General features: G+C 72.1%; 20 protein-coding genes. 11 read left to right on the top strand and 9 right to left on the bottom strand.

Annotated features, from left to right (window positions below; genetic code table 11):
* Nucleotides 1-354: 354 nt before the first annotated feature.
* A complete protein-coding gene (locus ACH4N1_RS15750) occupies nt 355-1,257 on the bottom strand; it encodes an HAD family hydrolase (protein WP_382788481.1) in 903 nt (300 codons plus the stop codon).
* A 121-nt stretch (nt 1,258-1,378) separates the two neighbouring features.
* On the opposite strand from ACH4N1_RS15750, the gene ACH4N1_RS15745 reads away from it, so the two are divergent.
* From ACH4N1_RS15745 to ACH4N1_RS15725, 5 genes are all read left to right on the top strand, one after another.
* Nucleotides 1,379-1,666, top strand: coding sequence for a glutaredoxin family protein (locus ACH4N1_RS15745; protein WP_398097511.1), 288 nt, complete (start codon nt 1,379-1,381; stop codon nt 1,664-1,666).
* A gap of 288 nt (nt 1,667-1,954) precedes the next feature.
* Complete coding sequence (locus ACH4N1_RS15740) at nt 1,955-2,740, top strand: redox-sensing transcriptional repressor Rex (protein ID WP_398097509.1); 786 nt, start codon at nt 1,955-1,957, stop codon at nt 2,738-2,740.
* Nucleotides 2,737-4,443 (top strand): glutamyl-tRNA reductase, encoded by a 1,707-nt coding sequence (locus tag ACH4N1_RS15735; protein ID WP_398097508.1) that lies wholly within the window; start codon nt 2,737-2,739, stop codon nt 4,441-4,443. Before ACH4N1_RS15740 ends, ACH4N1_RS15735 begins: the two co-directional genes overlap by 4 nt.
* A 5-nt stretch (nt 4,444-4,448) precedes the next feature.
* Nucleotides 4,449-5,408 carry a hydroxymethylbilane synthase gene (gene hemC / locus ACH4N1_RS15730; protein WP_398097506.1) on the top strand — a complete coding sequence of 320 codons (960 nt, stop codon included), beginning with the start codon at nt 4,449-4,451 and terminating at the stop codon, nt 5,406-5,408.
* Nucleotides 5,405-7,108 (top strand): uroporphyrinogen-III synthase, encoded by a 1,704-nt coding sequence (locus ACH4N1_RS15725; protein WP_398097505.1) that lies wholly within the window; start codon nt 5,405-5,407, stop codon nt 7,106-7,108. The genes hemC and ACH4N1_RS15725 overlap by 4 nt, the downstream gene beginning before the upstream one ends.
* A 94-nt stretch (nt 7,109-7,202) precedes the next feature.
* Here ACH4N1_RS15725 and ACH4N1_RS15720 read toward each other — a convergent pair whose 3' ends face one another.
* Both ACH4N1_RS15720 and ACH4N1_RS15715 read right to left on the bottom strand, forming a co-directional pair.
* A complete protein-coding gene (locus tag ACH4N1_RS15720; protein WP_398097504.1) occupies nt 7,203-7,406 on the bottom strand; it encodes a DUF397 domain-containing protein in 204 nt (67 codons plus the stop codon).
* Nucleotides 7,403-8,245: a helix-turn-helix transcriptional regulator gene (locus ACH4N1_RS15715; protein WP_398097502.1), complete on the bottom strand. Its 843-nt coding sequence runs from the start codon at nt 8,243-8,245 to the stop codon at nt 7,403-7,405. Before ACH4N1_RS15715 ends, ACH4N1_RS15720 begins: the two co-directional genes overlap by 4 nt.
* A 142-nt stretch (nt 8,246-8,387) precedes the next feature.
* Here ACH4N1_RS15715 and ACH4N1_RS15710 point away from each other — a divergent pair, with 142 nt between their 5' ends.
* The 3 genes from ACH4N1_RS15710 (at nt 8,388) to ACH4N1_RS15700 (ending at nt 10,568) form a co-directional block, all read left to right on the top strand.
* The gene (locus ACH4N1_RS15710) at nt 8,388-8,831 is read left to right on the top strand and encodes an ATP-binding protein (protein ID WP_398097500.1); all 444 of its coding nucleotides are present in this window, start codon (nt 8,388-8,390) and stop codon (nt 8,829-8,831) included.
* 273 nt (nt 8,832-9,104) lie between these two features.
* Entirely contained in the window at nt 9,105-10,172 is a 1,068-nt protein-coding gene (locus ACH4N1_RS15705; RefSeq protein ID WP_398097498.1) for a helix-turn-helix domain-containing protein, read from the top strand.
* Nucleotides 10,173-10,229: 57 nt separating this feature from the next.
* On the top strand, nt 10,230-10,568 hold the full coding sequence (locus ACH4N1_RS15700) for a hypothetical protein (RefSeq protein ID WP_398097497.1): 339 nt from the start codon (nt 10,230-10,232) through the stop codon (nt 10,566-10,568).
* Between the two features lie 78 nt (nt 10,569-10,646).
* Here ACH4N1_RS15700 and ACH4N1_RS15695 read toward each other — a convergent pair whose 3' ends face one another.
* Nucleotides 10,647-12,908: an N-acetylmuramoyl-L-alanine amidase gene (locus ACH4N1_RS15695; RefSeq protein WP_398097496.1), complete on the bottom strand. Its 2,262-nt coding sequence runs from the start codon at nt 12,906-12,908 to the stop codon at nt 10,647-10,649.
* A gap of 253 nt (nt 12,909-13,161) precedes the next feature.
* Between ACH4N1_RS15695 and hemB the strand changes: the two genes are divergently transcribed.
* A complete protein-coding gene (gene hemB, locus ACH4N1_RS15690) occupies nt 13,162-14,154 on the top strand; it encodes a porphobilinogen synthase (RefSeq protein ID WP_398097494.1) in 993 nt (330 codons plus the stop codon).
* 9 nt (nt 14,155-14,163) lie between these two features.
* Here hemB and ACH4N1_RS15685 read toward each other — a convergent pair whose 3' ends face one another.
* Nucleotides 14,164-14,910 (bottom strand): DUF4232 domain-containing protein, encoded by a 747-nt coding sequence (locus tag ACH4N1_RS15685; protein ID WP_398097493.1) that lies wholly within the window; start codon nt 14,908-14,910, stop codon nt 14,164-14,166.
* A gap of 214 nt (nt 14,911-15,124) precedes the next feature.
* Between ACH4N1_RS15685 and ACH4N1_RS15680 the strand changes: the two genes are divergently transcribed.
* Nucleotides 15,125-16,489 carry a helix-turn-helix domain-containing protein gene (locus ACH4N1_RS15680; RefSeq protein ID WP_398097492.1) on the top strand — a complete coding sequence of 455 codons (1,365 nt, stop codon included), beginning with the start codon at nt 15,125-15,127 and terminating at the stop codon, nt 16,487-16,489.
* A 129-nt stretch (nt 16,490-16,618) separates the two neighbouring features.
* Here the strand turns inward: ACH4N1_RS15680 and ACH4N1_RS15675 are convergent, their stop codons facing one another.
* Nucleotides 16,619-17,404, bottom strand: a complete 786-nt coding sequence (locus tag ACH4N1_RS15675; protein ID WP_398097491.1) for a DUF4253 domain-containing protein — start codon at nt 17,402-17,404, stop codon at nt 16,619-16,621.
* Nucleotides 17,405-17,610: 206 nt separating this feature from the next.
* The gene (gene argS / locus ACH4N1_RS15670) at nt 17,611-19,380 is read right to left on the bottom strand and encodes an arginine--tRNA ligase (RefSeq protein WP_398097489.1); all 1,770 of its coding nucleotides are present in this window, start codon (nt 19,378-19,380) and stop codon (nt 17,611-17,613) included.
* Between the two features lie 143 nt (nt 19,381-19,523).
* On the opposite strand from argS, the gene lysS reads away from it, so the two are divergent.
* Entirely contained in the window at nt 19,524-21,269 is a 1,746-nt protein-coding gene (lysS, locus tag ACH4N1_RS15665) for a lysine--tRNA ligase (protein ID WP_398097487.1), read from the top strand.
* Nucleotides 21,270-21,357: 88 nt separating this feature from the next.
* Here lysS and ACH4N1_RS15660 read toward each other — a convergent pair whose 3' ends face one another.
* Together ACH4N1_RS15660 and ACH4N1_RS15655 are read right to left on the bottom strand one after the other, a co-directional pair.
* Entirely contained in the window at nt 21,358-22,659 is a 1,302-nt protein-coding gene (locus tag ACH4N1_RS15660) for a DUF2637 domain-containing protein (RefSeq protein ID WP_398097485.1), read from the bottom strand.
* A 75-nt stretch (nt 22,660-22,734) separates the two neighbouring features.
* Nucleotides 22,735-23,703 (bottom strand): DUF3558 family protein, encoded by a 969-nt coding sequence (locus ACH4N1_RS15655; RefSeq protein WP_398097483.1) that lies wholly within the window; start codon nt 23,701-23,703, stop codon nt 22,735-22,737.
* Nucleotides 23,704-23,713: the final 10 nt, after the last annotated feature.

Below are 23,713 nucleotides of genomic sequence, written 5' to 3'. Positions count from 1 at the left end.
TGGCGACGGAGGGGTACCGGAATGCGTCTGAGGAGAATAACGCTTCGTACAGGCCCTGCTACACCCAGTTGCTCAATTCACCGGTTACGTCGCTTCCGTGACCTATTGACGCCCGTTCAGGTTGCTTGGGGTGACCGTTTGTTGACCGGAAAGATTCGTGTTTTCGGCCGGACGGGGGCGTGTTGTGGCGGTGCGCAGACAACAGGACTGGCCGGGGGCGTGCGGACGTCCGACGGCGGGATTGGTCGCGTTTCGCTGCGGCTGCCCGTGGGAGTGAGCGCCGTGACCGCGGTTGGACGGTCGTACCGTCGGTCAGCGGTCAGCGGTCAGCGGTCAGCGGTCAGCGGTCAGCGGCTAGCGGCGGCGGCGGTGCAGCGCGATGGCCGCCGCGGTGCCGCCCGCCACCGCGCCCACGCCCGCCGCCGCCGGAATGCCGACCTTCGCCGCCTTGCGGCCCGTGCGGTAGTCGCGCAGCCGCCAGTCGAGTTCGCGGGCGTGCCTGCGGAGCTTGGCGTCGGGGTTGATCGCGTAGGGGTGGCCGACGAGGGAGAGCATCGGGATGTCGTTGTGGGAGTCGCTGTAGGCGGCGCAGCGGGAGAGGTCCAGGCCCTCCGCCGCGGCCAGGGCGCGGACCGCCTCGGCCTTCGCGGGGCCGTGCAGCGGTTCGCCGACGAGCTTGCCCGTGTAGACGCCGTCGACGGACTCGGCGACCGTGCCGAGGGCGCCGGTGAGGCCGAGGCGGCGGGCGATCACCTGGGCGATCTCCACGGGGGCCGCGGTGACCAGCCACACCCGCTGGCCCGCGTCCAGGTGGGCCTGGGCGAGGGCGCGGGTGCCGGGCCAGATCCGCTCGGCCATGTACTCGTCGTAGATCTCCTCGCCGATCGACTGCAGCTCGGCCACCCGGTGGCCCTTGACGATCGACAGGGCCGAGTCGCGGGCCTCCTGCATGTGCTCCGGGTCCTCGACGCCGGCCAGCCGGAACCACGCCTGCTGCCAGGCGAACCGGGCCAGGTCGCGGGTCTCGAAGAACTTCCGTTTGTACAGGCCCCGGCCGAAGTGGAAGAGGGCGGCGCCCTGCATCACCGTGTTGTCGAGGTCGAAGAACGCGGCGGCCAGGTCGTCGCCCTGCACGGGGAACTGCGGTTCCTGCGCGGAGACGTCCTTGCGGGCGGCCTCCGCCGAGGCCTCGCCTGCCAACACGCTCCGCGCCGTGGCGGAGCGCCTACGGGGGGTGAGCCATCCAAGAGCGGCCATGGCGTGAGCATAGCCAGTCCGGCCGGCGGTTCCGTCGGTCGCGGGGTTCGGAGGGTGTGAACACTCCGCGGCCGTGTCGTTAAGGAAGGCCTCCGGACGCCGGTGCGGGGAGCGCGGGAGAATGGCCGACATGAGTCCCCTCTTCCGCCGCAAGGGCCCCGCTCCGCAGGAGCGGCTCGTGACGTTGATCGGCAAGCCCGGATGTCATCTGTGCGACGACGCGCAGGAGGTGATCGAGAAGGTGTGCGCCGATCTCGGCGTGCCGTGGGAGAAGCGGGACATCACCGAGGACCCGCGGCTGCACGAGCAGTACTGGGAGCAGGTCCCGGTCGTGCTCGTGGACGGGCGGCAGCACACCTTCTGGCGCGTGAACGAGGAGCGGCTCCGCGCGGAACTCACAGGGAACTGACCGGGCAGTCCAAGTGTGGTGAAAAGTCGCTTAGGATCGATGGTGACCAGATCTCGGGGGCGGGATTCGTGAGGAGAGTGTGCGGTTTTGCCCCCGATAATCAAGGAACGCGCGCGGGTCTGCGCCGGTTCCCCACGAAGGCGCCGGGGGTGCGTGACCCCGGTCACGTTGGCCGGGCAAATCGGACACTATCTTTGTGCACGCGTTCACAAAGACATAGCCTGCATTCGACGGGGCGGTCTGGGGACGTGTGACCGCCTACAGCCCCGCTCTACCCGCAGGAGCACCGTGGCAACTGGCCGAACTCACCGACCGGCGACCCGTAGCCGAGGGATTCCCGAGGCCACCGTCGCCCGCCTTCCGCTGTACCTCCGCGCGCTGACCGCACTGTCGGAGCGCTCGGTCCCCACGGTCTCCTCCGAGGAGCTCGCGGCCGCGGCGGGAGTCAACTCCGCGAAGCTGCGCAAGGACTTCTCCTACCTGGGTTCCTACGGAACCCGGGGTGTCGGCTACGACGTCGAGTATCTCGTCTACCAGATCTCCCGCGAACTGGGCCTGACCCAGGACTGGCCGGTTGTGATCGTCGGCATCGGCAACCTCGGCGCGGCGCTGGCCAACTACGGCGGGTTCGCCTCCCGGGGCTTCCGGGTCGCGGCGCTCATCGACGCCGATCCCGAGATGACCGGCCGGCAGGTCGCCGGGATCCCGGTCCAGCACAGCGACGACCTGGAGAAGATCATCTCCGACAACGGCGTCTCCATCGGGGTCATCACCACCCCGCCGGGCGTCGCCCAGCAGGTGTGCGAGCGTCTCGTCGCCGCCGGCGTCACCTCCATCCTGAACTTCGCGCCGACCGTGCTGTCCGTCCCGGACGGCGTCGACGTGCGCAAGGTCGATCTCTCCATCGAGCTGCAGATCCTCGCCTTCCACGAGCAGCGCAAGGCCGGTGAGGAGGCCGCGGCGCACGACGGCGCCGTCCCCGCCCCCGCCCCCGCCCCCGCCCCCGCCGTGCGCCGCGCGGACGCCACCGACCAGGGACCCGACGGGGACGTACCCGCCGTGATGCCGGCATGAGTCTCCTCGTCGTCGGACTGAGCCACCGCAGCGCCCCCGTGAGCGTCCTGGAACGGGCCGCGCTCTCCGCGGAAGCCCAGGCCAAGCTGCTGCAGGACACCGTCGCCACCGAACCGGCCACCGAGGCCGGGGTGCTCGCCACCTGCAACCGCATAGAGCTCTACGCCGACGTGGACAAGTTCCACGCCGGTGTCGCCGAGCTGTCCACGCTGCTCGCCCAGCACAGCGGCGTCGGCCTGGAGGAGCTCACCCCCTACCTCTACGTGCACTACGAGGACCGCGCCGTCCACCACCTGTTCTCGGTGGCCTGCGGACTGGACTCGATGGTCGTCGGCGAGGGGCAGATCCTCGGCCAGATCAAGGACTCCCTGGCCCGCGCCCAGGAGCTGCACACCGCCGGACGGCTGCTGAACGACCTGTTCCAGCAGGCCCTGCGGGTCGGCAAGCGGGCCCACTCCGAGACCGGCATCGACCGCGCCGGGCAGTCCCTGGTCACCTTCGGCCTGGAGCAGCTGGCGGCGGGCGGGGACGTCACCGCGTGGGCGCGGGGCAAGCGCGCCCTGGTCATCGGCGCCGGCTCCATGTCCTCGCTGGCCGCCGCGACCCTCGCGCGCGCCGGCGTCGCCGAGATCGTCGTCGCCAACCGCACCTTCGACCGCGCCGAGCGCCTCGCGCAGATCCTCGCCGAGAACGGCGAGCCGGTCATCGTCTCCCGGGCCGTGCCCATGGAGTCGGTACCGGCGGAACTGGCCCGTGCCGACGTCGCCGTCTCCTGCACCGGCGCGACCGGACTCGTCCTCACGGCGGAGGCGGTCGCCGCCGCCGCCGAGGGCCGCACCGGAACGCCCGCCGCCCCCGCCGACGACGACGGCCGGCCCGGGCACGCGGACGTACGGCCGCTGCCGCCGACCTCCGCGGGAACCGACGAGGGCTGTCCGCTGGACCTCTCCGCCGTGCAGCCCGGCTTCTCCCTGATGGGCGAGGCCGCCGTGGCCGGCATGGACGCGGCCACCCTGGAACAGCACGCCACCTGGGCGGCCGGCCAGGCCGTCGACCGCCGGGAGGCCGCGCGCCGCCCCGGGGCCGACGCCGAGCTGATCACCGCGCTGGCCGCGACCGCCGCCACCGTCGGCCGTATCCCCGAGCGCCGCAGGCCCGAGCCCGACCCCGTGCCGATACGGCCCGAGCCGGCGCTGTTCCTGCTCGACCTGGCAATGCCGCGGGACGTCGACGCGGCCGCGCACCGGCTCGCCGGGGTGCGGCTGGTGGACATCGAGTCGCTCGCCGAGGCCTCCGCGGACGCCCCGATGGCCGCCGACGTCGACCAGGTGCGGCGGATCGTCTCCGACGAGGTCGCCGCGTTCGGCGCCGCGCAGCGCGCCGCGCACATCACCCCGACCGTGGTCGCCCTGCGCGCCATGGCCGCCGACGTCGTCGCCGGCGAGATCGCCCGGCTCGACGGCCGCCTGCCGGGCCTGGACGACAAACACCGCGCGGAGATCACCCAGACCGTGCGGCGCGTGGTGGACAAGCTGCTGCACGCGCCGACCGTACGGGTCAAGCAGCTCGCCGCCGAACCCGGCGGCGCCGGGTACGCGGACGCGCTGCGGACCCTGTTCGACCTCGACCAGGAGACGGTGGCCTCCGTCTCGCGCGCCGAGGACAGCACCGAGAAGAACGCAGAGAACCGAGGGCCGGCATGAGCGGCATGAGTACGAACCCACTGAGGCTGGGGACCAGGCGCAGCAAGCTCGCCATGGCCCAGTCGGGGCAGGTGGCGGACGCCGTGAGCCAGGTGACCGGCCGGCCTGTCGAACTCGTCGAGATCACCACGTACGGCGACACCTCCCGAGAGCACCTCGCGCAGATCGGCGGCACGGGCGTGTTCGTCACCGCGCTGCGGGACGCGCTGTCGCGGGGTGAGGTCGACTTCGCGGTTCATTCGCTGAAGGACCTCCCGACCGGGCAGCCCGAGGGCCTGGTCCTGGCCGCGATACCGGAGCGCGAGGACCCGCGTGACGTGATCGTCGCCCGGGACGCGCTGAAGTTCACCGACCTGCCGCGCGGGGCGCGCATCGGTACGGGCTCGCCGCGCCGCACGGCGCAGCTGAACGCGTACGCGCGCGGCCACGGGCTGGACATCGAGACCGTGCCGATCCGGGGGAACGTCGACACCCGGATCGGGTACGTGCGCGACGGCGAGCTGGACGCGGTCGTGCTGGCCGCGGCCGGACTGAACCGCATGGGCCGCGGCGACGAGGTGACCGACTTCCTGTCGGTCGACACGGTCCTGCCCGCTCCCGGCCAGGGAGCACTGGCGATCGAGTGCGCCGCGGGCGACGCGGACCTGATCGCCGCGCTCGGCGAACTCGACGACCCGTTCACCCGGGCCGCCGTGACCGCCGAACGGTCCCTGCTCGCCGCCCTGGAAGCCGGCTGCAGCGCCCCTGTCGGGGCACTGGCCGACTTGCTGGCCGACGGGCAGATTGTCAAGGAAATGCGCCTGCGGGGCGTCGTCGGCACCACCGACGGTTCCCGCACGGTGCAGCTGTCCACCACCGGTCCCGTGCCCGAGACGTACGACCGGGCAATGGCGCTCGGCCGCGAACTCGCCGCCGAGATGCTCGCCCAGGGCGCGGCCGGTCTGATGGGGGAGCGAGCACAGTGAGCCCCACCACTCTTCCCACCGCTCCGGAACACGGGCACGTCACCTTCCTGGGTGCCGGACCCGGGGATCCGGGACTGCTGACTCTGCGCGCCGTGGAGGCGCTGGCCCACGCGGACGTCCTCGTCGCCGAGCACGAGGTGCTCGACGTCGTGCGCACGCACGCCCGACCCGGCGTCGCCGTCGTGCACGCGGAAGCCGGCCCGTCCTCGGGTCCCCTTCCGGGCACGGGCGCACCGCACCCGACGCTCGTTGACGCCACGTCAACAACCGCTGGGACCCCCGCCGTGCGGGATGCCGCACATCTTGTCATGGAGGCCGCGCGGGGCGGCAGGCGGGTCGTCCGTGCGGTGTCCGGGGACCCGGGACTTGATACGTACGCGGCGGCGGAAATGCTCGCCTGCGCGGCGGCCGGTGTTCCCTTCGAGGTCGTCCCCGGCATCGCGGCCGCCGTCGGCGTGCCCGCGTACGCCGGTGTGCCGCTGCGCGACGCGCAGGGCGCGGACGTCCGGTTCGTCGACGCGCGGACCGCTTCCGACCGGTGCTGGACCGAGGTCGGCGTGTCCGACGGGACCGTCGTCGTGTCCACGACGCTGGACTCCGTGGCGGCCGCCGCCGGGGAACTGGTCGCGGCCGGGCGCAAGCCCGACACCCCGATGACCGTCACCGTCGCCGGCACGACGACCCGGCAGCGGACCTGGAGCGCCACGCTCGGCACCATCGCGCAGACGCTGAAGCAGGCGAAGGTGCTGCCCTCGCCCGAGGGCGGCAGGCCGGTCATAGCCGTGGTCGGCGAGCGTTCCGCGCCCGCCCAGCGCGACCAGCTCGCGTGGTTCGAGTCCAAGCCGCTGTTCGGCTGGAAGGTGCTCGTGCCGCGCACGAAGGAGCAGTCGGCGTCGCTTTCCGACCAGCTGCGCTCCTACGGCGCGGTGCCGCACGAGGTGCCGACCATCGCCGTCGAGCCGCCGCGCACGCCCCAGCAGATGGAGCGGGCCGTCAAGGGCCTGGTGACCGGGCGGTACGAGTGGATCGCCTTCACCTCGGTGAACGCGGTCAAGGCCGTGCGGGAGAAGTTCGAGGAGTACGGGCTCGACGCCCGCGCTTTCGCCGGGATCAAGGTCGCGGCGGTGGGGGAGCAGACCGCCAAGGCGCTGGTCGCCTTCGGTGTGAAGCCGGACCTGGTGCCCAGCGGTGAGCAGTCCGCGGCGGGCCTGCTGGAGGACTGGCCGCCCTACGACCCGGTCTTCGACCCGATCGACCGGGTGTTCCTGCCGCGGGCCGACATCGCCACCGAGACGCTCGTCGCCGGGCTCATCGAGCTGGGCTGGGAGGTCGACGACGTCACCGCCTACCGGACCGTGCGGGCCTCGCCGCCGCCGGCCGAGACCCGTGAGGCCATCAAGGGCGGCGGGTTCGACGCCGTGCTGTTCACGTCGTCCTCCACGGTGCGCAACCTGGTGGGCATCGCCGGCAAGCCGCACAACGTGACGGTGATCGCCTGCATCGGCCCGGCGACCGCCAAGACGGCCGAGGAGCACGGGCTGCGGGTGGACGTGATGGCTCCGGAGCCGTCCGTGCACAAGCTCGCGGAGGCGCTGGCCGAGTTCGGCCTGCGGCGCCGCGCCGCCGCCCGGGAGGCCGGTGACCCGGTCAGCCGGCCGAGCGAGCGGCGGCCGGGGGCGCGGCGGCGTCGGGCGACGTAACCGCCTCGGCCTCGCAGGCACCTCGTGCGCCCCGTCGTCTCCGGTCGGAGACGACGGGGCGTCGTGCGTGGTGCGGGACGCGTGGTGAGTGACGTCAGTGGTCGGACGCGTACGGCAGGAAGGCGGTCCAGGCGGTGGGAGCCAGGGTGAGGCGGGGGCCCTGGGGGCGCTTGGAGTCGCGGACCAGGATGTGGCTGGGGATGGCCGCAACCTCGACGCAGTCGGGGCCGTCGGACGTGCTGTAGCTGCTCTTTATCCATTCCAGCTTGGCGTTGGTTTTAGAGGCCTTGAACGTCATGTCCTTGTATCTCCCAGTGCTTTCTCGATCAGGGGCAACGAATCCTGTGGGCTGAGAGCCTGGGCGCGTAGAGCTCCGTAGCGGATGTCGAGGATCGTCGTTTCCTTGGGGTCGGAGGTCGCTCTGCTGCTGAGGGGCGATTCACTGAACGCGACCGTGGTCCCTCCCTTGAGCTTGAGCAGCCGGAACGAGCCGCCGGTTCCTGAGTTCACCTCACGGTCCAGGGGAAGGACCTGAAGGTCCACATTGCGCAACTGGGCTACTTCCAAAAGCCGTTCGAGCTGCTGGCGCATCACCATTTTGCCTCCCATGGGCCTGCGAAGCGTCGACTCGCACTGCACGAAGCTGAAGACGCGCCGCCCGGTCATGAGATCAAGGATCCCCTGTCGTGCCAAGCGTGCCGCAACCTGCTGCTCGACCTCGTCCTCGGTGAGCGTCGGTCGATGTGCGTTGAACACGGCCCGCGCGTAGTCCTCCGTCTGCAACAACCCATGGATCACCGAGTTGTTGTACGCCCCCAGCTCGACCGCGTCCGCCTCCAGCTTCTTCAGGTCCCGGACCTTCTTCGGGTACCGGACCTCCGCCAGGTCCTCCTTCAGGGCCGCGATCCTGCCGCCCGCCGACAAGACCTCGTCCGCGCGGTCCAGGTACTCGGGGCGGGGGATGCGCCGGCCCCGCTCCACGGAGGAGACCTGTTCCTCGCCGTATCCGATGGCCGCCCCGAACTCCGCCTGGGTGAGGCCGGCCGCCTCCCGCCACAGCTTCAACTGCCGCTGGACGGTCCTCATCACCGCCCCGGCTTCCTCGTCGTCCTCCGGTCCCGCGCTCCACTCGCTCACGTCCGCCGTCCTCCCGCCGCGCGCTTTTCGGTTCAACCCCGGATGCCTGCGCCCCGTCACCCCGTACGATCCGGACGGAACCCGACGCCACACGGACAGACACCGTCCGCACGGGCCGCCCTCCTTCACAGGTTACGTACGCATGGACACGCTGAGTGACGTGAATCAGCAAACTGTGCGCGCTCCGCTCCACCAGTTCTCCGTGCCCCTCTCCGCCACCCGTCGCGGAGCCCGTCTCGCCCGCCTTCTCGCGGCCGAGCGACTGAGTGCCTGGAATCTGCCGTTGGACCCGGCCCGGCTCGTCGTGGCCGAACTCGCCGCGAACGCGGCTCTGCACGGTCACGTCCCCGGCCGGAGCTTCCGGCTCACGCTCTCCGTCCCCAGGCCCGGAACTCTGCGCATCGAGGTCGCGGACACCCGGGGGGATCACCTGCCCGCCCGGGCGCGAGCGGGCGGCGACGCCCTCGCGGAATCCGGCTACGGGCTGCTGCTCGTCGAGGAGCTGGCCGATCGATGGGGTGTCCGATGCGGGCCGGTGCCGTGCAAGACCGTGTGGGCGGAACTGGATTTCGACCCACCCCGGTGAACTCCGCACCGGAGCCCGGAAACACGGGACCCGGTGCGGGGAAGGCCGGGGCCGCGGGCCGTAAAGGATCAAAGAAACCGGGGAAAAAACCCTTCCAACCAAACCAAACCCCGTGTGTGTCACTCGGGTGGGTGAAACGGGCCGTTGTGGCTGGCGTGTGCGCCGTCCCGGCGTGCACGCTCGGCACGGACAACCCCACACATGCATCGGCCCCCGCCGGGACGGCAATCCCAGTGCGAGGGCCTGACCAACGAGGAAGAAGAGACCTTCCCCATGGCTGCGACGAAGCCTATCGCTGCCCCGCGCCCGGCACCGGGCGTTCGGCGCAGTGCCACCCACTCCGGTGTCACCCACGTACGTGCGTACCAGCCGAGCCACTACACGATCATCGGCAACCACCTCGCCCAGCACCGGGCGCTGTCGCTGACCGCTATCGGACTGGCCGTCCACATCCTGTCGCTGCCGCAGGGCGCCCCCGTCGACATCCGCAGCCTCGCCGACCGCTTCCCCGAAGGGCGCGACCGTATCGCTTTCGCGCTGCGGGAGTTGGAGGCGCAGGGCTATCTGGAGCGGGTGCGCGAGCGCACGGAGGGGGGCCGCTTCGTCACGCGGACGTACGCGTACAACGCCCCGGCGCTGACGCGGAATCGGGCGGCGGCGCCCGGCGTACGGGACGAGCCGGTCGTTCCCGCCGCAGCCGTCGCCTCTGTCTCCCCGCTCGCCCCGGTGGCGCCCGTCGCCTCGGTCGCGTCCGTCGTCCCCGCCGTGCCGGTGGCCCCTGCCGCGCCGGTCGTGGTCGTGGAAGCCGTAGGGGGCGGGGCGGCAGGCGATTCCGTCCCCGAAGAGGTTCCGCCGCCGTCCGGACCCTCCGGACCCTCCGGACACGAACTGTCCAGCAGCGAGCACCGCGACAAGGCCTTCGCCCTGCTTGCGGGCCTGCGCCGCACCGACGACCGCTTCACGCTCTCCCGGAAAGACGTGGAAAGTCTCCTTCCCGCCGTCGTCGGCTGGTTCGACAACGGGGCCTCCCGGGCCGCCGTGATCCACGCCATGACCGCCGACGTCCCCGTCCCCCTGAAGTCTCCCGCCGGGTTTCTCGCCCACCGGCTCCGGGAGGGTCTCCCGCCGCCTCTGCCGACGCCTCCGCCGCACGAAGATCTTCCCGGTGCCCCGCCACCCGCCTCCGCGTCGACCCCGCCACCCCCCTGGCTGGATCTCTGGACGGACTGCGAGGGCGGCTGTAAGCGCGTCTTCCGGGAGTCGGTGCCCGACAAGTGCTGCCGGGACTGCCGTGCGCGCAGAGCGGCGGCGTCCCCGGAGCCGCCGGTCCGCACTGACTGAGTCCCCCGCAGCCGCAGGCTTTCCCGCCCGCTTCCACCACTCCCGAGGAAACAGCCCATGCCCGACGACACGACCCACTCCGCCTACGCACGCGTGTACCGAGTCCTGCTCCAAGCGGCCGACGACCTGGAGACCCTGCGGCACGAAGGTGCCCAGGTCGGCGTGGAACCCCATGCCGGTGCCGCGATGATGGCGGTCAGGCTCGCCTCGGCCGTGCTGTTCCCCGCCGTGCCCTGCCAGGCGCCGCCCTGGTCCCAGGACACCGACCGGCTGCTGGACCTGTGCGTCAACTGGCGTGACGCCGCGTTCGGGGTGGGTGAGTTCGCACCGGAGCCCGCGCTGCGCGTCGTCACCGGTGAGGGTGGTGGTGAGGGCGGCCGGTCGGCGGCCACGTGAGACCGGAACGGCGACGGCCCTCACGGTCGTAGGTGATCGTGAGGGCCGTCGCCGATGCCATGGAGCCGGGTTCGTGGGCTACTTGAGGTGGACCAGTCCGTCCGTCGTGACCGTGGGGCGGCCGCTGGTGCCCACCACGACGATCTTGACCGTGTGCTTGGCGCTGCTCGACCAGGTCTTGGTCCAGATCGCCTGGCGGTACAGCGTGGTGGCGGACTTCAGGTCGACGGTCGCGGTCCTCACGCCGTCGACGTAGACGTACGCCTGGCCGGAGCCGGCCGCGCGGGAGACCACCCAGGCGGCGGAGCGGCCGGTGAAGGTCCAGGTCAGGGACGCGCCCTTGGAGCCGCTGGAGTACGACTTGCCGCCGAGGTAGCTGGAGCTGGAACGCGCGGTCCAGCTGCCGGACCTCGTCGCGGAGGTCTCCTGGAGGATCACCGGGGTCGAGGCGACCGAGGCCGTGCGGTAGTTGCCCGCGTAGTCGTCGGCCCGCAGCGACCAGGTCGTCGTGGTGCCGGGCCTGGCCGTGCGACTGGAGGTGGTGACGGTCGGGCCGAAGGTCGCGGCGGTGGGCGACAGCAGCCGCACGGAGCGCAGCGCCCGGTCGTCGGTGGCCTTCCACGCCAGGGTGACCGGGACGGCGGTGGTGCTGACGGAGCCGGTGCGCAGGGACAGCCTCGGGGCGGTGGGGAACAGCGGTGCCGTGGCGTCCGCCACGACGCTCAGCGCGGTGGTCGTCGTGGCCCTGCCCGACTGGTGCACGGCCCGTACGGCGAGGGTGTGGCCGCCCGCCGGGAGGACGGCGCTCGCGGATGTGGCGGTGCCGGGGGCGGTGGTGACGGCCCTGCCGTCGGCCAGCAGCTCGAACTTCGAGATCAGCGTGCCGGGCGTGGTCGTCGCCCACGTCACGGTGACGGCGCCCTTGGTGTAGTACGTCGAGCCCGTCAGGGTGGCGCCGCCGGCCACCGAGGTGACCTTCAGGCCCTGCACCGGTCCGGCCGCCAGGGTGCGGACGGCCGGCAGCTGGTCGTAGAGCAGGCCGCCCGGGCACTCGGTGTTGTAGCCGTCGCGGTGGCCCGAGATCCGGTCGAAGGTGTAGCGGCTGCCCGTGGTGAAGGCGGTGCCGGACAGGTTCTTCTGCGTGGCGCCCGCGGTCAGCTCGACGGTTCCGGCCGGGTCGGCCCCGTACTGGCCGAGCTTCCAGGCCGCCAGGTGGGCGACGGAGGTCAGCGTGGCGTCGGTGGCGGCCGTCTGCGTCTGGTCACCGATGACGGCGACGGCCGCGGACTCGCGGTTCCAGCCGTAGGTGTGGGCGCCGAACACCGGCAGGTCCGTGCCGCCCCTGCGGCCCTCGTACAGGGTGCCGCACTTGTCGACGAGGAAGCTGTAGCCGATGTCCTTCCAGCCGAGGACCTGCACGTCGTACGTGTAGATGCTGCGGATGACCGACGGGGCCTGGTCGCAGGTGTAGTCGTTGCTGCCGGCCGTGTGGTGGACGAACATCACCTTGACGTCGCTGTTGTACTCCGCCGCGTCCGCGGTGATCGACTCGTCGGCGCCCCATTCGGCGCGCGAGAGGATCGGCGGCCGGGGGACGGTGGACGCCGGCGCGATGGGCACGGTGGGCGCGGACGCGGTGGCCGACGGGCTCGCGTCCGGGGACGCGGTGTCCGTCGGGGTGGCCGTCGGGGCGCTCGCGGTGGCCTCGGGTGTGGTCTCCGCGGGGGAGGCGGAGGCGGTGTCCGTGGGCTCGCCGGGGGAGGCGGACGGGTCGGTGGTCCCGGGGTCCGTGGTGCCGGAGTCCGTGGTGCCGGGGCTCGGTTCCGCCACGAAGGCGGCGGGCTCGGCGCCGGTCCTCGTCTCGGCGTCGGTCACCACCCCCGGGTCGACCATGTCGACCCGCAGCCCCGCGGGCAGGGCGGCGGCGCCGTTCCCGCGGACGACCCGCGCCTCGACGCCGTCGGACGGGCCGACCCAGACCGGTTCGGAGGTGCCGCGCACCTTCGGGCCCGGCCGGTCCAGCGGGTCGGTGTCCAGCTCCAGGGCGCGCCAGGCGCTCCACTCGCCGGTCGCCACGCCGCGGGTGCGCACCTGCGCGGTGCCGGTCAGCCGCTTGGCGCCTCCGTTCCAGGTGACGCCGAGCAGCGAGAACGGCTCGGTGTCCGTGCGCGACAGCTCCCGGCGGTCGGCCGAGGCGCCCTTCAGCGCGAGGCCGTGGACCTTCACCGGCCTCTTGGGCCGGGCGCTGTGGCCGCCGGACGGGTCGGCGGAGGCGTAGGCCACCACGCCGCCGCTCCCCAGCAGCACCGCTCCGAGCGTCAGCCAGGTCCTCCGGCGCATGCTCAGCGGTCTGTACGCCCGTGTCCCACCACGGCGTTGACGTCGACTCACGACGAAACCCCACCCCTATTTCGCGAAAACTGCCATAAAGGGCGCATCCAAAAAAGGTGGCCCATACATACAGCGGTGGCTTGTCGCGAAGCGTCACACCCGCGGGGGAGTTGACGGTCCGGGGCGCGCGCCGGTGCGCGGCCGAGGCGGGGCCGACGGGGCGTCGGCAAAGGGACGGGCGGGACGGGCGTAGCGTGGACGCATGACGACGTACGGATCCTTTCCCGGTTCGCGTCCGCGGCGGCTGCGGACCACCCCCGTCATGCGGCGCATGGTCGCCGAGACCCGGCTGCACCCGGCCGACTTCATCCTTCCCGCGTTCGTGCGGGAGGGCGTGAGCGAGCCGGTGCCGATCCAGGCGATGCCCGGGGTCGTGCAGCACACCCGCGACAGCCTGAAGAAGGCCGCCGCGGAGGCCGTGGAGGCCGGGATCTCCGGGATCATGCTCTTCGGGGTGCCGGAGGACTCCAAGAAGGACGCCCTCGGGACCGTGGGGACCGACCCGGACGGCATCCTCCAGGTCGCGCTGCGGGACGTGCGGGCCGAGGTCGGGGACGACCTGCTGGTGATGTCCGACCTCTGCCTCGACGAGTTCACCGACCACGGGCACTGCGGGGTCCTCGACGACCAGGGCCGGGTCGACAACGACGCCACCCTGGAGCGGTACGCCGAGATGGCGCAGGTCCAGGCCGACGCGGGCGCCCACGTCGTGGGCCCCAGCGGCATGATGGACGGGCAGATCGGGGTCGTCCGCGACGCCCTCGACCAGATCGGGCGGGAGGACGTCGCCATCCTGGCCTACACCGCCAAGTACTCCTCCGCCTTCTACGGGCCCTTCCGGGAGGCCGTCGGCTCCTCGTTGCGGGGGGACCGCAAGACGTACCAGCAGGACCCCGCCAACGCGCGGGAGTCCCTGCGCGAGCTGGCCCTCGACCTCGAGGAGGGCGCCGACATGGTGATGGTCAAGCCGGCCGGCCCCTACCTCGACATCCTCGCGCGGGTCGCCGACGCGGTGGACGTGCCCGTCGCCGCCTACCAGATCTCCGGCGAGTACTCGATGATCGAGGCCGCCGCCGAGAAGGGCTGGATCGACCGCGACCGGGCGATCCTGGAGACGCTCACCGGCATCAAGCGGGCGGGGGCGCGCAACATCCTCACCTACTGGGCCACCGAGGTGGCCCGGACCCTGCGGTGACCTGCTGACCTACCAGGCGAGCGCGTCGTCCATGCTCTGCTGCCAGTACGTCACCGTCAGCGAGCTGTCGTAGTAGACGCCCTTGGCCGGGAGCGGCGGCGTCGCGGAGGCGCCGCCGTCACTGTTCGGGGTGCGGCCCTGGAAGGCGACCGTCAGCTTCTCGGCGGTCGTCCCGCCGTCGCCGCTGCCGTCGGCCGCCGACAGCAGGACGCCCGCGTAGCCGGACTCGCCGGGCGAGAGGGTCGTGACCGCCTGCGGCTTGGTCGCCTCCGCCGCCGCGGGCGCCCACTGCATCTCGTCGAAGCGGAGCACCGGGTAGTAGGTCAGGTCGCACACCTTGCTGCCGGTGTTGGTGACCGTGATCAGCATGTGGTTGAGGGGACGCGGCACCGGCTGGGCGGTGACCTTCGTGTTCGAGCCGTTGCACAGGACGCGGTTCTCGGGGGCGTTCGGGTCCTTGTCGTCCGTGCCGGTGCCGGTGCCCGGCTTGGCGGACGTTCCGCCGGCCGGCTTCGCGGCCGAGCCCGAGCCGGTGCCGGTGCTCGATCCGGTGCCGGTGCCCGTGGCGGTACCCGTCCCCGTGTCCGAGCCGGTGGTCGGCTTGCCGGTCCCCTGGGGCTGCGCGGTGACCGACGACGCGGGGGTCGACGCGCCCTCGTCCTCGGTGCCCGTTCCGTTCTCGCAGGCCGTGAGCGAGAGGGCGGCGAGCGCGGCGACGGCGGGGACGAGAAGGCGGCTGCTGCGGCGGATGCGCATGGTGAATTCCACTTCCTGAAAGGCTGGTTGGCGTACGCCGCTCGACCGGGTGCCGGGAGCGGCGTGCTTGGATGGCCACAGCTTGCGGGCAGATCCGTCCCGGCCGCCACGACCTGCGGACGATCCGGGACGCTGGAACGCCCGCAACGGGTCTGAGCTGGTGAAACGCACCGTCCCTGGAACGCCGGGACGGGACACGAGGGGTGGACGAACGGTGGCTGCGGCCGAGTTCGCGGAACTGCTGCGAGAACTGAAGGACCGATCCGGGCTGAGCTACGGCACGCTCGCGAAACGGCTCCACATGAGTACGTCGACGCTGCACCGCTACTGCAACGGGGACGCCGTCCCCACGGACTACGCGCCCGTGGAACGGCTCGCCCGGCTGTGCAAGGCCTCGCCGGCCGAGCTGGTCGAGCTGCACCGGCGGTGGGTGCTGGCGGACGCGGGACGGGGGAAGAAGGAGAGCGGGCCGGCGGCGGTGCCGGACGCGGAGTCGGCGGTGAAGCCGGACGCGGTGCCGGTGGCGGAGTCGGACGCGGTGCCGGCGGAGGGCGTGCGGGAGGAACCCGAGCCCGGGCCGGCGGAGGGCGTGCGGGGCGGCGACCCCGAGCCGGGTCCGGCCGCCCTCGTCACCGACCTCGTGCCGGACGGCGTACCGCGGCCGTCCGCCGGTCGGCGACGGCGGGCCGTCCTGGCCGGGATCGCCGTCGTCGCCGTGGCCGGAGCCGTGGTTCTCGGGATGCGGCTGTCCGGTGGTGGTGGCGAGGACGCCGGGGGTGCGCGGGGCGCCGGGGCGGCCCGGTCCGTGCAGGAGAAGGGGACGGGGAGCGCGGCGCCGTCCGGGAGCGGGTCGGCCTCCGCCTCGCCGTCCGCGTCGGCGTCCGCGTCCTCTTCGGGGACGCCGTCACCCGCGGTCTCCGGCGGCGAACGCCCCGGCGCGGCCGTCGAGGACGGCGACGGGGCTCCTCCGCTCACGGTGGAGGTCCGCCCGAACGCCTGGCTGGACCCCTGCGGCCAGCGTTACCTGATCGACCGTGAGCCCGGACGGGTCTCGCCGCCGCCCGTCGAGCAGGACGCGCCCGCCTGGGTGGCCGCGCACGGGGCCGTGTCCTCGGGGTCGCAGTTCGTGCAGGTGACCGTGCAGGGGACCGGTGACGAGACGGTGGTCGTCGACGGGCTGAAGGTCCGCACGGTCCAGAAACGGACGCCGCTCGCCTGGAACGACTACGCCATGGGCTATCCGGGCGTCGGCTGCGGGGGCGGGGTGCCGACCCACTACTTCACCGTGGCCCTCGACGCCGCGCGCCCGGCGCTGGTGCCGGAGGCCGGGCACGCCGACTTCCCCTTCAAGGTCAGCGAGTCCGACCCCGAGGTCTACTACATCGACGCCGACGCCTCCGCGTACGACGTCAGCTGGACCCTGGAGCTGTCCTGGTCCAGCGGGTCCCGGCACGGCACGCTGGTCGTCGACGACAAGGGCAGGCCGTTCCGCACGAGCGGCAACAACGGGCGGCCCGCGTACGAGTTCCCGCTCGGCGGGTCCGCGTGGCAGCGGGCGGGGGCGTCCCCGACGCCGTAGAGCCCGTCCGCCGCCCGCCTCTCGCGGGTCCGCACCCTCCGGCTGTGCTGCGTGACCCAGACCCCGCAGGAGATCGCGGAAGGGCTGCGGAGGCGGAGGCGGGGGCTCAGCGGGGAACGGGGAGGGCGGTCAGTCCCACCAGAAGGACCAGGCGTGCTCGCCGATCAGCCCGGCGGCATACGCCTTCAGGGTGCCGGATCCCTGGAGGACGTTGTCCGGGCAGAACGCGAAGTGCTCGGCGGCCACCGACTCCGCCTCCGCGACGGTGGTGGGCGGGGCCGCCACCGAGACGGCCAGGACGTCGAAGCCGATGCCCACGACCCGTATGCCGAAGCGGTCCTCCCACGAACGCAGGACCGCGGACAGCCGCGCCGTGTCGTTCTCGTGGTTCACCGGGCCCGACCAGCCGATGGCCGCCGGTACGTCCGCGCTGCGGCGGGCCGGTACGAGGGCCAGGTGCGGGGCCTCGAACCACGAGGGTCCCTCACCCGCGAGGAGGTCGGCGACCTGCGCGGCCCGCGCGCCCGGATCGGCCTGGAGCGAGGGGGCGCCGGCCGGACCGGGCCACTCCTCGTCCTCCGCCGCCCACTCCTCCCAGAGGTCCGCGAGCACCTCCTCCGCGTCGTGGTCCCCCGGGTACGACATGTCGGCGGGCGCCAGGTCCCACCGCTGCGGCCCGCCCTGGGAACCGCCCAGGTCGACGAGGACCGGGATCAGTCCGGCCCGCGCCGCCGGTCCGCCCAGCGCCGCCCAGTTGCCCGGTGCCGCCGCCCGCTCGGCGTGCCACAACAGCGGCTCGTGCCACACCCCTTGGTCCGTCGTGTCGATCAGCCGGCCCGGCGGGAGCTGGAGGCCGAGGGAACGTCCGCTGGGGTCGGACGCCAGCTTGGGCAGCGGGTTGGGAAGAGTCGCCATGGCGGTGACTGTAGGGGGAGGCACTGACATCGGGACGCCGTGACCGGACCGACGGCGGCCGGGGCACGGCGGTGGCGGCGGTACGCCGGGTGGATGCCTCGGTCGTGGTCACCGTCACCGTCACCACGACCGCGGCCCGTCCTCCCCGGAAAACCGGAAGGAGGACGGGCCGCGGCACGTCGGTCGTCACCGGGGCCGACCGGCCCTCAGAGCCGCTCGGGTGTCCGGATGCCCAGCAGGGCCATGCCCTTGTGGAGGGTGCGGCCCGTGAGGTCCACCAGGAAGAGGCGGTTCTCGACGACCTCCGGCGCGTTGTCCGCGGACAGCACGTGGCACTGGTCGTAGAACGTCGTCAGGTGTGAGGCCAGCTGGTACAGGTACGCGGCCAGCTTGTGCGGCTCGTAGGCCGCCGCCACCTCCTGGACCGTCTCGCCGAACTGGTCCAGGTGCAGGCCCAGCGCCCGCTCCGCCGGGGCCAGTTCCAGCTCCGGGTGCGCGGTCGGGCGGGCGTCGCCCGCCTTGCGCAGGATCGACTGGATGCGGGCGTACGCGTACTGGAGGTAGACCGACGTGTCGCCGTTCAGCGACACCATCTGGTCCAGGTCGAACTTGTAGTCCCGCACGGCGGAGGTCGACAGGTCGGCGTACTTGACGGCGCCGATGCCGACGTAACGGCCGTTCTCCTCGATCTCCCGCTCGCTCAGGCCGACCTTCTCCGCCTTCTCCCGCACGACCGCCGTGGCGCGGTCGACCGCCTCGTCGAGGAGGTCGACCAGCTTCACCGTCTCGCCCTCACGGGTCTTGAACGGCTTGCCGTCCTTGCCCAGGACCGTGCCGAAGGCGAGCTGGTGCGCCGTGGCGTCGCCGTTCAGCCAGCCGGCCCGGCGCGCGGTCTCGAAGACCATCTTGAAGTGCAGCGACTGCCGGGCGTCGACGACGTAGACGAGCGTGTCCGCCTTGAGCTGGAGGACGCGGTCGCGGATCGCCGACAGGTCGGTCGCCGCGTAGCCGTAGCCGCCGTCCGACTTCTGCACGATCAGCGGGACCGGGTTGCCGTCCGGGCCCTTGACGTCGTCGAAGAAGACGCACAGGGCGCCCTCCGAGCGGACCGCCACGCCCGACTCCTCCAGGAGGCGGCAGGTCTCCGCCAGCATGTCGTTGTAACCCGACTCGCCGACGATGTCCTCGTCCCGGATCTCCATGTCCAGCTTCTCGAAGACGGAGAAGAAGTAGATCTTCGACTCGTCGACGAACCGCTGCCACACGGCGAGGGTGTGCGGGTCCCCGGCCTGGAGGTCCACCACCCGGCGCCGGGCCCGCGTCTTGAACTCCTCGTCCGCGTCGAACAGCCTGCGCGCGGCCTTGTAGAGGCGGTCGAGGTTCGACATCGCCTCCTCACCGCTGACCTCGGAGTCCTTGTGGTCCAGCTCGTGCGGGTGCTCGTCCAGGTACTGGATCAGCATGCCGAACTGGGTGCCCCAGTCGCCGATGTGGTGCCGGCGCACCACGGTCTCGCCGGTGAACTCCAGGATCCGCACCACCGCGGCACCGATGACCGCCGACCGCAGGTGGCCGACGTGCATCTCCTTCGCCACGTTCGGCTGGGCGTAGTCGATCACCGTGGTGCCCGGCGCGTCCGCGAGGGGCACCCCGAGGCGGTCGGCGTCCGCGTACCGCGCGCCGAGGTTCTCCACGATCGCCCGGTCGGTGACCGTCACGTTCAAAAAGCCCGGTCCGGAGACCTCGATGTCCTTGATCAGGTCACCGGCGGCCACCTCGGAGACGACCCGCGTCGCCAGCTCCCGCGGGTTGGCCTTCGCCTTCTTCGCCAGGGCCAGGATGCCGTTCGCCTGGTAGTCCGCCCGGTCGCTGCGTCGCAGCAGCGGGTCCACGCCGACGGCCTCCGGCAGAGCAGCCGAGAGGGCGGACGCGAGACGCTGTTCGACGGAGTGACTGAGGGACGTGACCGAGGCCATGGAGTGGCTGCCGTTCTGCTCGGGTTCCGGAAAGTACTACGGAGACCGAGTATCCCACGCGGTGAAAAGCGGTTTTCGCGGATGCGGCCCGGCCTGGGACAATGGAACGCACTTCGAACCTTCAAGCCTTCACACCAGAGGACGTGCCGATCGTGGCTCAGAGCACCGAGACCACCGACTGGGTCTCCCGTTTCGCGGATGAGGTCATCGAGGAGTCGGAGCGTCGGGCCCCGGGCAAACCGGTCGTCGTCGTCGCCTCCGGCCTCTCCCCCTCGGGCCCCATCCACCTCGGGAACCTCCGCGAGGTCATGACGCCGCACCTCGTCGCCGACGAGATCCGCCGGCGCGGCCACCAGGTGCGCCACCTGATCTCCTGGGACGACTACGACCGCTACCGCAAGGTCCCGGCCGGGATCGCGGGGGTCGACGAGTCCTGGGCCGAACACATCGGCAAGCCGCTGACCTCCGTCCCCGCCCCGCCGGGCTCGGCCCACCCGAACTGGGCCGAACACTTCAAGGCCGCGATGGTCGAGTCGCTGGCGGAGCTGGGCGTCGAGTTCGACGGGATCAGCCAGACCCGGCAGTACACCTCCGGCGTCTACCGCGAGCAGATCCTGCACGCCATGCGGCACCGCGGCGACATCGACGCCATCCTCGACCAGTACCGCACCAAGAAGGCCCCGGCGAAGAAGCAGCAGCAGAAGCCGCTCGACGAGGCCGAGCTGGAGGCCGCCGAGGGCTCCGGCGCCGCGGCCGAGGACGACGGCAGCTCCGGCTCGGCCGGCTACTTCCCGTACAAGCCGTACTGCGGCAACTGCGAGAAGGACTTCACCACCGTCACCGCCTACGACGACGACAGCACCGAGCTGACGTACGTCTGCGACTCCTGCGGCTTCTCCGAGACCGTCCGGCTCAACGAGTTCAACCGCGGCAAGCTGGTCTGGAAGGTCGACTGGCCCATGCGCTGGGCGTACGAAGGCGTGATCTTCGAGCCCAGCGGCGTCGACCACTCCTCCCCCGGCTCCTCCTTCCAGGTCGGCGGGCAGATCGTCGGCATCTTCGGCGGCAAGCAGCCGATCGGCCCGATGTACGCGTTCGTCGGCATCAGCGGCATGGCCAAGATGTCCTCGTCCAAGGGCGGCGTCCCGACCCCCGCCGACGCCCTGAAGATCATGGAGCCGCAGCTCCTGCGCTGGCTGTACGCCCGCCGCCGCCCCAACCAGTCCTTCAAGATCGCCTTCGACCAGGAGATCCAGCGGCTCTACGACGAGTGGGACAAGCTCGACGCCAAGGTCACCGACGGCTCCGCCCTGCCCGCCGACGCGGCCGCCCACTCCCGCGCGGTCCGCACCGCCGGCGGCGAACTGCCCCGCACGCCCCGGCCGCTGCCCTACCGCACCCTCGCCTCCGTCGCCGACATCACCGCCGGACACCAGGACCAGGCGCTGCGCATCCTCAGCGAACTGGACCCCGGCAACCCGCTCGGCACCCTCGACGAGGCACGCCCCCGCTTCGACAGGGCCGAGGCCTGGATCAACACGCACGTCCCCGCCGACCAGCGGACCGTCGTGCGCGACGAACCCGACGCCGAACTGCTGAAGTCCCTCGACGAGGCCTCCCAGCAGTCGCTGCGGCTCCTGCTCGACGGCCTCGCCGAGAACTGGTCCCTCGACGGGCTCACCCACCTCGTGTACGGCGTGCCCAAGGTGCAGGCCGGGTTCTCCCCGGACGCCACGCCCAAGGAACTGCCGCCGGAGATCAAGACCGCCCAGCGGACGTTCTTCGCGCTGCTGTACCACCTGCTCGTCGGGCGCGACACCGGGCCCCGCCTGCCCACCCTGCTGCTGGCCGTGGGCCAGGAGCGGGTGCGGTCCCTGCTCGGGGAGTAGGCCCGGCCGGACGACGCAAGCACGACGGAAGGGGGGCACCCGGTGCTGACACCGGGTGCCCCCCTTCCGTCGTCCCCGTGTCCGCCGGTTACGCGATGTGGTCGTCCTGCAGTTCCGCCGTGTGGCGGTTGGTGAAGCGGTTGACCATGCGGTCCGCCTCGCGCGGCGGGAGCGCCACGCCGAACGTCGCCTCCACGTCGTCCCGGAGCTGGCCCGAGGTGGGGTAGCTGCCGTTGATCGACTTCTTGAAGACCAGGTAGTAGTCCTCCTCGGTCGGCTCCGGGCTGCCGCCGCCCTCACCCAGCTCGCGGTTGCGGCCCGGGACCACCGGGATGGGGAAGGAACCGGTCTCCTCCGGGGAGGGCTCCTGCGCCGGAGGCTCCTCCTGGTACTGGTCCTCGTACTGCTCGGCCTGCTGCTGCTCCTCGTACCACCGGGCGTACTGCTCCGAGGGGTCGTAGGTGGGGTCGTAGCCGCCCTGGTACTGCACCTCGTGCGGCGACTGGAACCAGGGGCTCTGGTCGTCCTCGGGCGCCTGCTCCACCTGCTCCGGCTGCCGGGCCTGCTGCCGGAACTGCCGCTGCGGCTCCTGCCGGTCCGGCTGCGGCTGCTGCTGTGCCGGGGCCGCCGACAACTCCTGCAACTCCTGCTGGGGCGCGAGAGCCTGCGGCTGCGGCTGCGCCGGGGGAAGCACCGCCGGCTCGATCCCCGCCGCCGCCAGGCCCGCCGGGGCCGTCTCCGCCAGGGGAACGCCGTAACGCGCCAGCCGCAACGGCATCAGGGACTCCACCGGAGCCTTGCGGCGCCAGGCCCGGCCGAAGCGGGAACGCAGCCGGGCCTGGTAGACGAGACGTTCCTGCTCCAGCTTGATGACCTGCTCGTACGAACGCAGCTCCCACAGCTTCATCCGGCGCCACAGCAGGAACGTCGGCACCGGGGACAGCAGCCAGCGGGTGAGCCGCACCCCCTCCATGTGCTTGTCGGCCGTGATGTCGGCGATCCGGCCGATCGCGTGCCGGGCCGCCTCCACGGACACCACGAACAGGATCGGGATCACCGCGTGCATGCCGACGCCCAACGGGTCCGGCCAGGCGGCCGCACCGTTGAACGCGATCGTCGCCGCCGTCAGCAGCCACGCCGTCTGCCGCAGCAACGGGAAGGGGATGCGGATCCACGTCAGCAGCAGGTCCAGGGCCAGCAGGACGCAGATGCCCGCGTCGATGCCGATCGGGAACACGTACGCGAAGTTCCCGAAGCCCTTCTCGAGGGCCAGCTCACGGACGGCCGCGTAGGAACCGGCGAAGCCGATCGCGGCGATGATCACGGCGCCGGTCACGACCACACCGATGAGAATGCGGTGCATCCGGGTCAGCTGGATTGGCGCGGCCACCCGTACTCCCCTCCCTTGCGTGTTGTTGCGCGCAACAGGGTGGCACATGTGTGCGGCTCACGTGTTGCGGGTACGTCAGCTCTTCTTCGCGGCCGCCGTCGAGGTCCTCTTGGCGACCGCCGCCGAGGCCGCCGCCGAGGCCGCCGCCGAGGCCGACGCCGGGGCCGACGGGGCCTTCGACGCCGACGGCGCCTTCGACGACGACGTCGACGGCGCCGGGGACGACGAACCGCCGCCCGAACCCTCGCCGTTGGCCGCCTCCACCGACGCCACCGCTTCCTTCGCCGCCAGCTCCGCGGACTTCACCAGCGCGTCCGCGTCCGGCGTCTTCTCACCGGCCAGACCGGCACCGTTGTAGTCCAGCGTGACGACCACGTTCTCCACGCGCGCCACCACCGTCTGCTGCTTGAAGGCGCCCTCCGACTTCTTCAGGTCGTAGCGCACCGTCGTCGCCTGATCACCCGTGGCCGCGAGCGCCTGCGACTTCGCGTTCTTCGCACCCGCCGTCGCCGACGCCCCCTGCACCTGCTTCGCGTAGTACTCCTGCGCCTGCTGCTCGCCGCTGCTCGCCGCGTCCGTCTCGAAACGGACCATCGAGACGTTCAGCCAGCGGAACTGCGAGCCCTTCACACCGTTGTTGTCCAGGCTGGACCAGGAACAGGAGGCCCGTGCCGCCCGGTCGCTCGACGTGCCCTCCTTGCCCTTGGCGGGGGCCTTCGGCACCAGCGCGGTCAGCGTCTTCTTCGACAGCGCGCCGCACGCCTCGGGCAGCGTCCTGTACGCCGCCGCCTGCACGGTCGGCTCGGCACTCGGGGAGGCGGCGGCGGACGCGCCGCCGGTCTTCTCCGCGGCGGAGGCGCCACCGGAGCCGGAGCCGGAGTCCGAGCCGGAGTCCGAGGAGCAGCCCGCGACGATCAGCATCACGGGGACCGCGGCCGCCGCGGCCAGAAGACGGTTCACGCCTCCCGCACGTATCGCTCGCCGGTCTCGCCGGTCACACTGGTCGTCTCGCTGGGCTCGTCGCTGCATGGTTCCTTCACTCATGACGCTCGTG

Source organism: Streptomyces sp. NPDC017202, assembly GCF_044331705.1.
In the GTDB taxonomy this organism is placed as follows: domain Bacteria; phylum Actinomycetota; class Actinomycetes; order Streptomycetales; family Streptomycetaceae; genus Streptomyces.
This window is presented reverse-complemented; position numbering and strand designations above follow the sequence as displayed.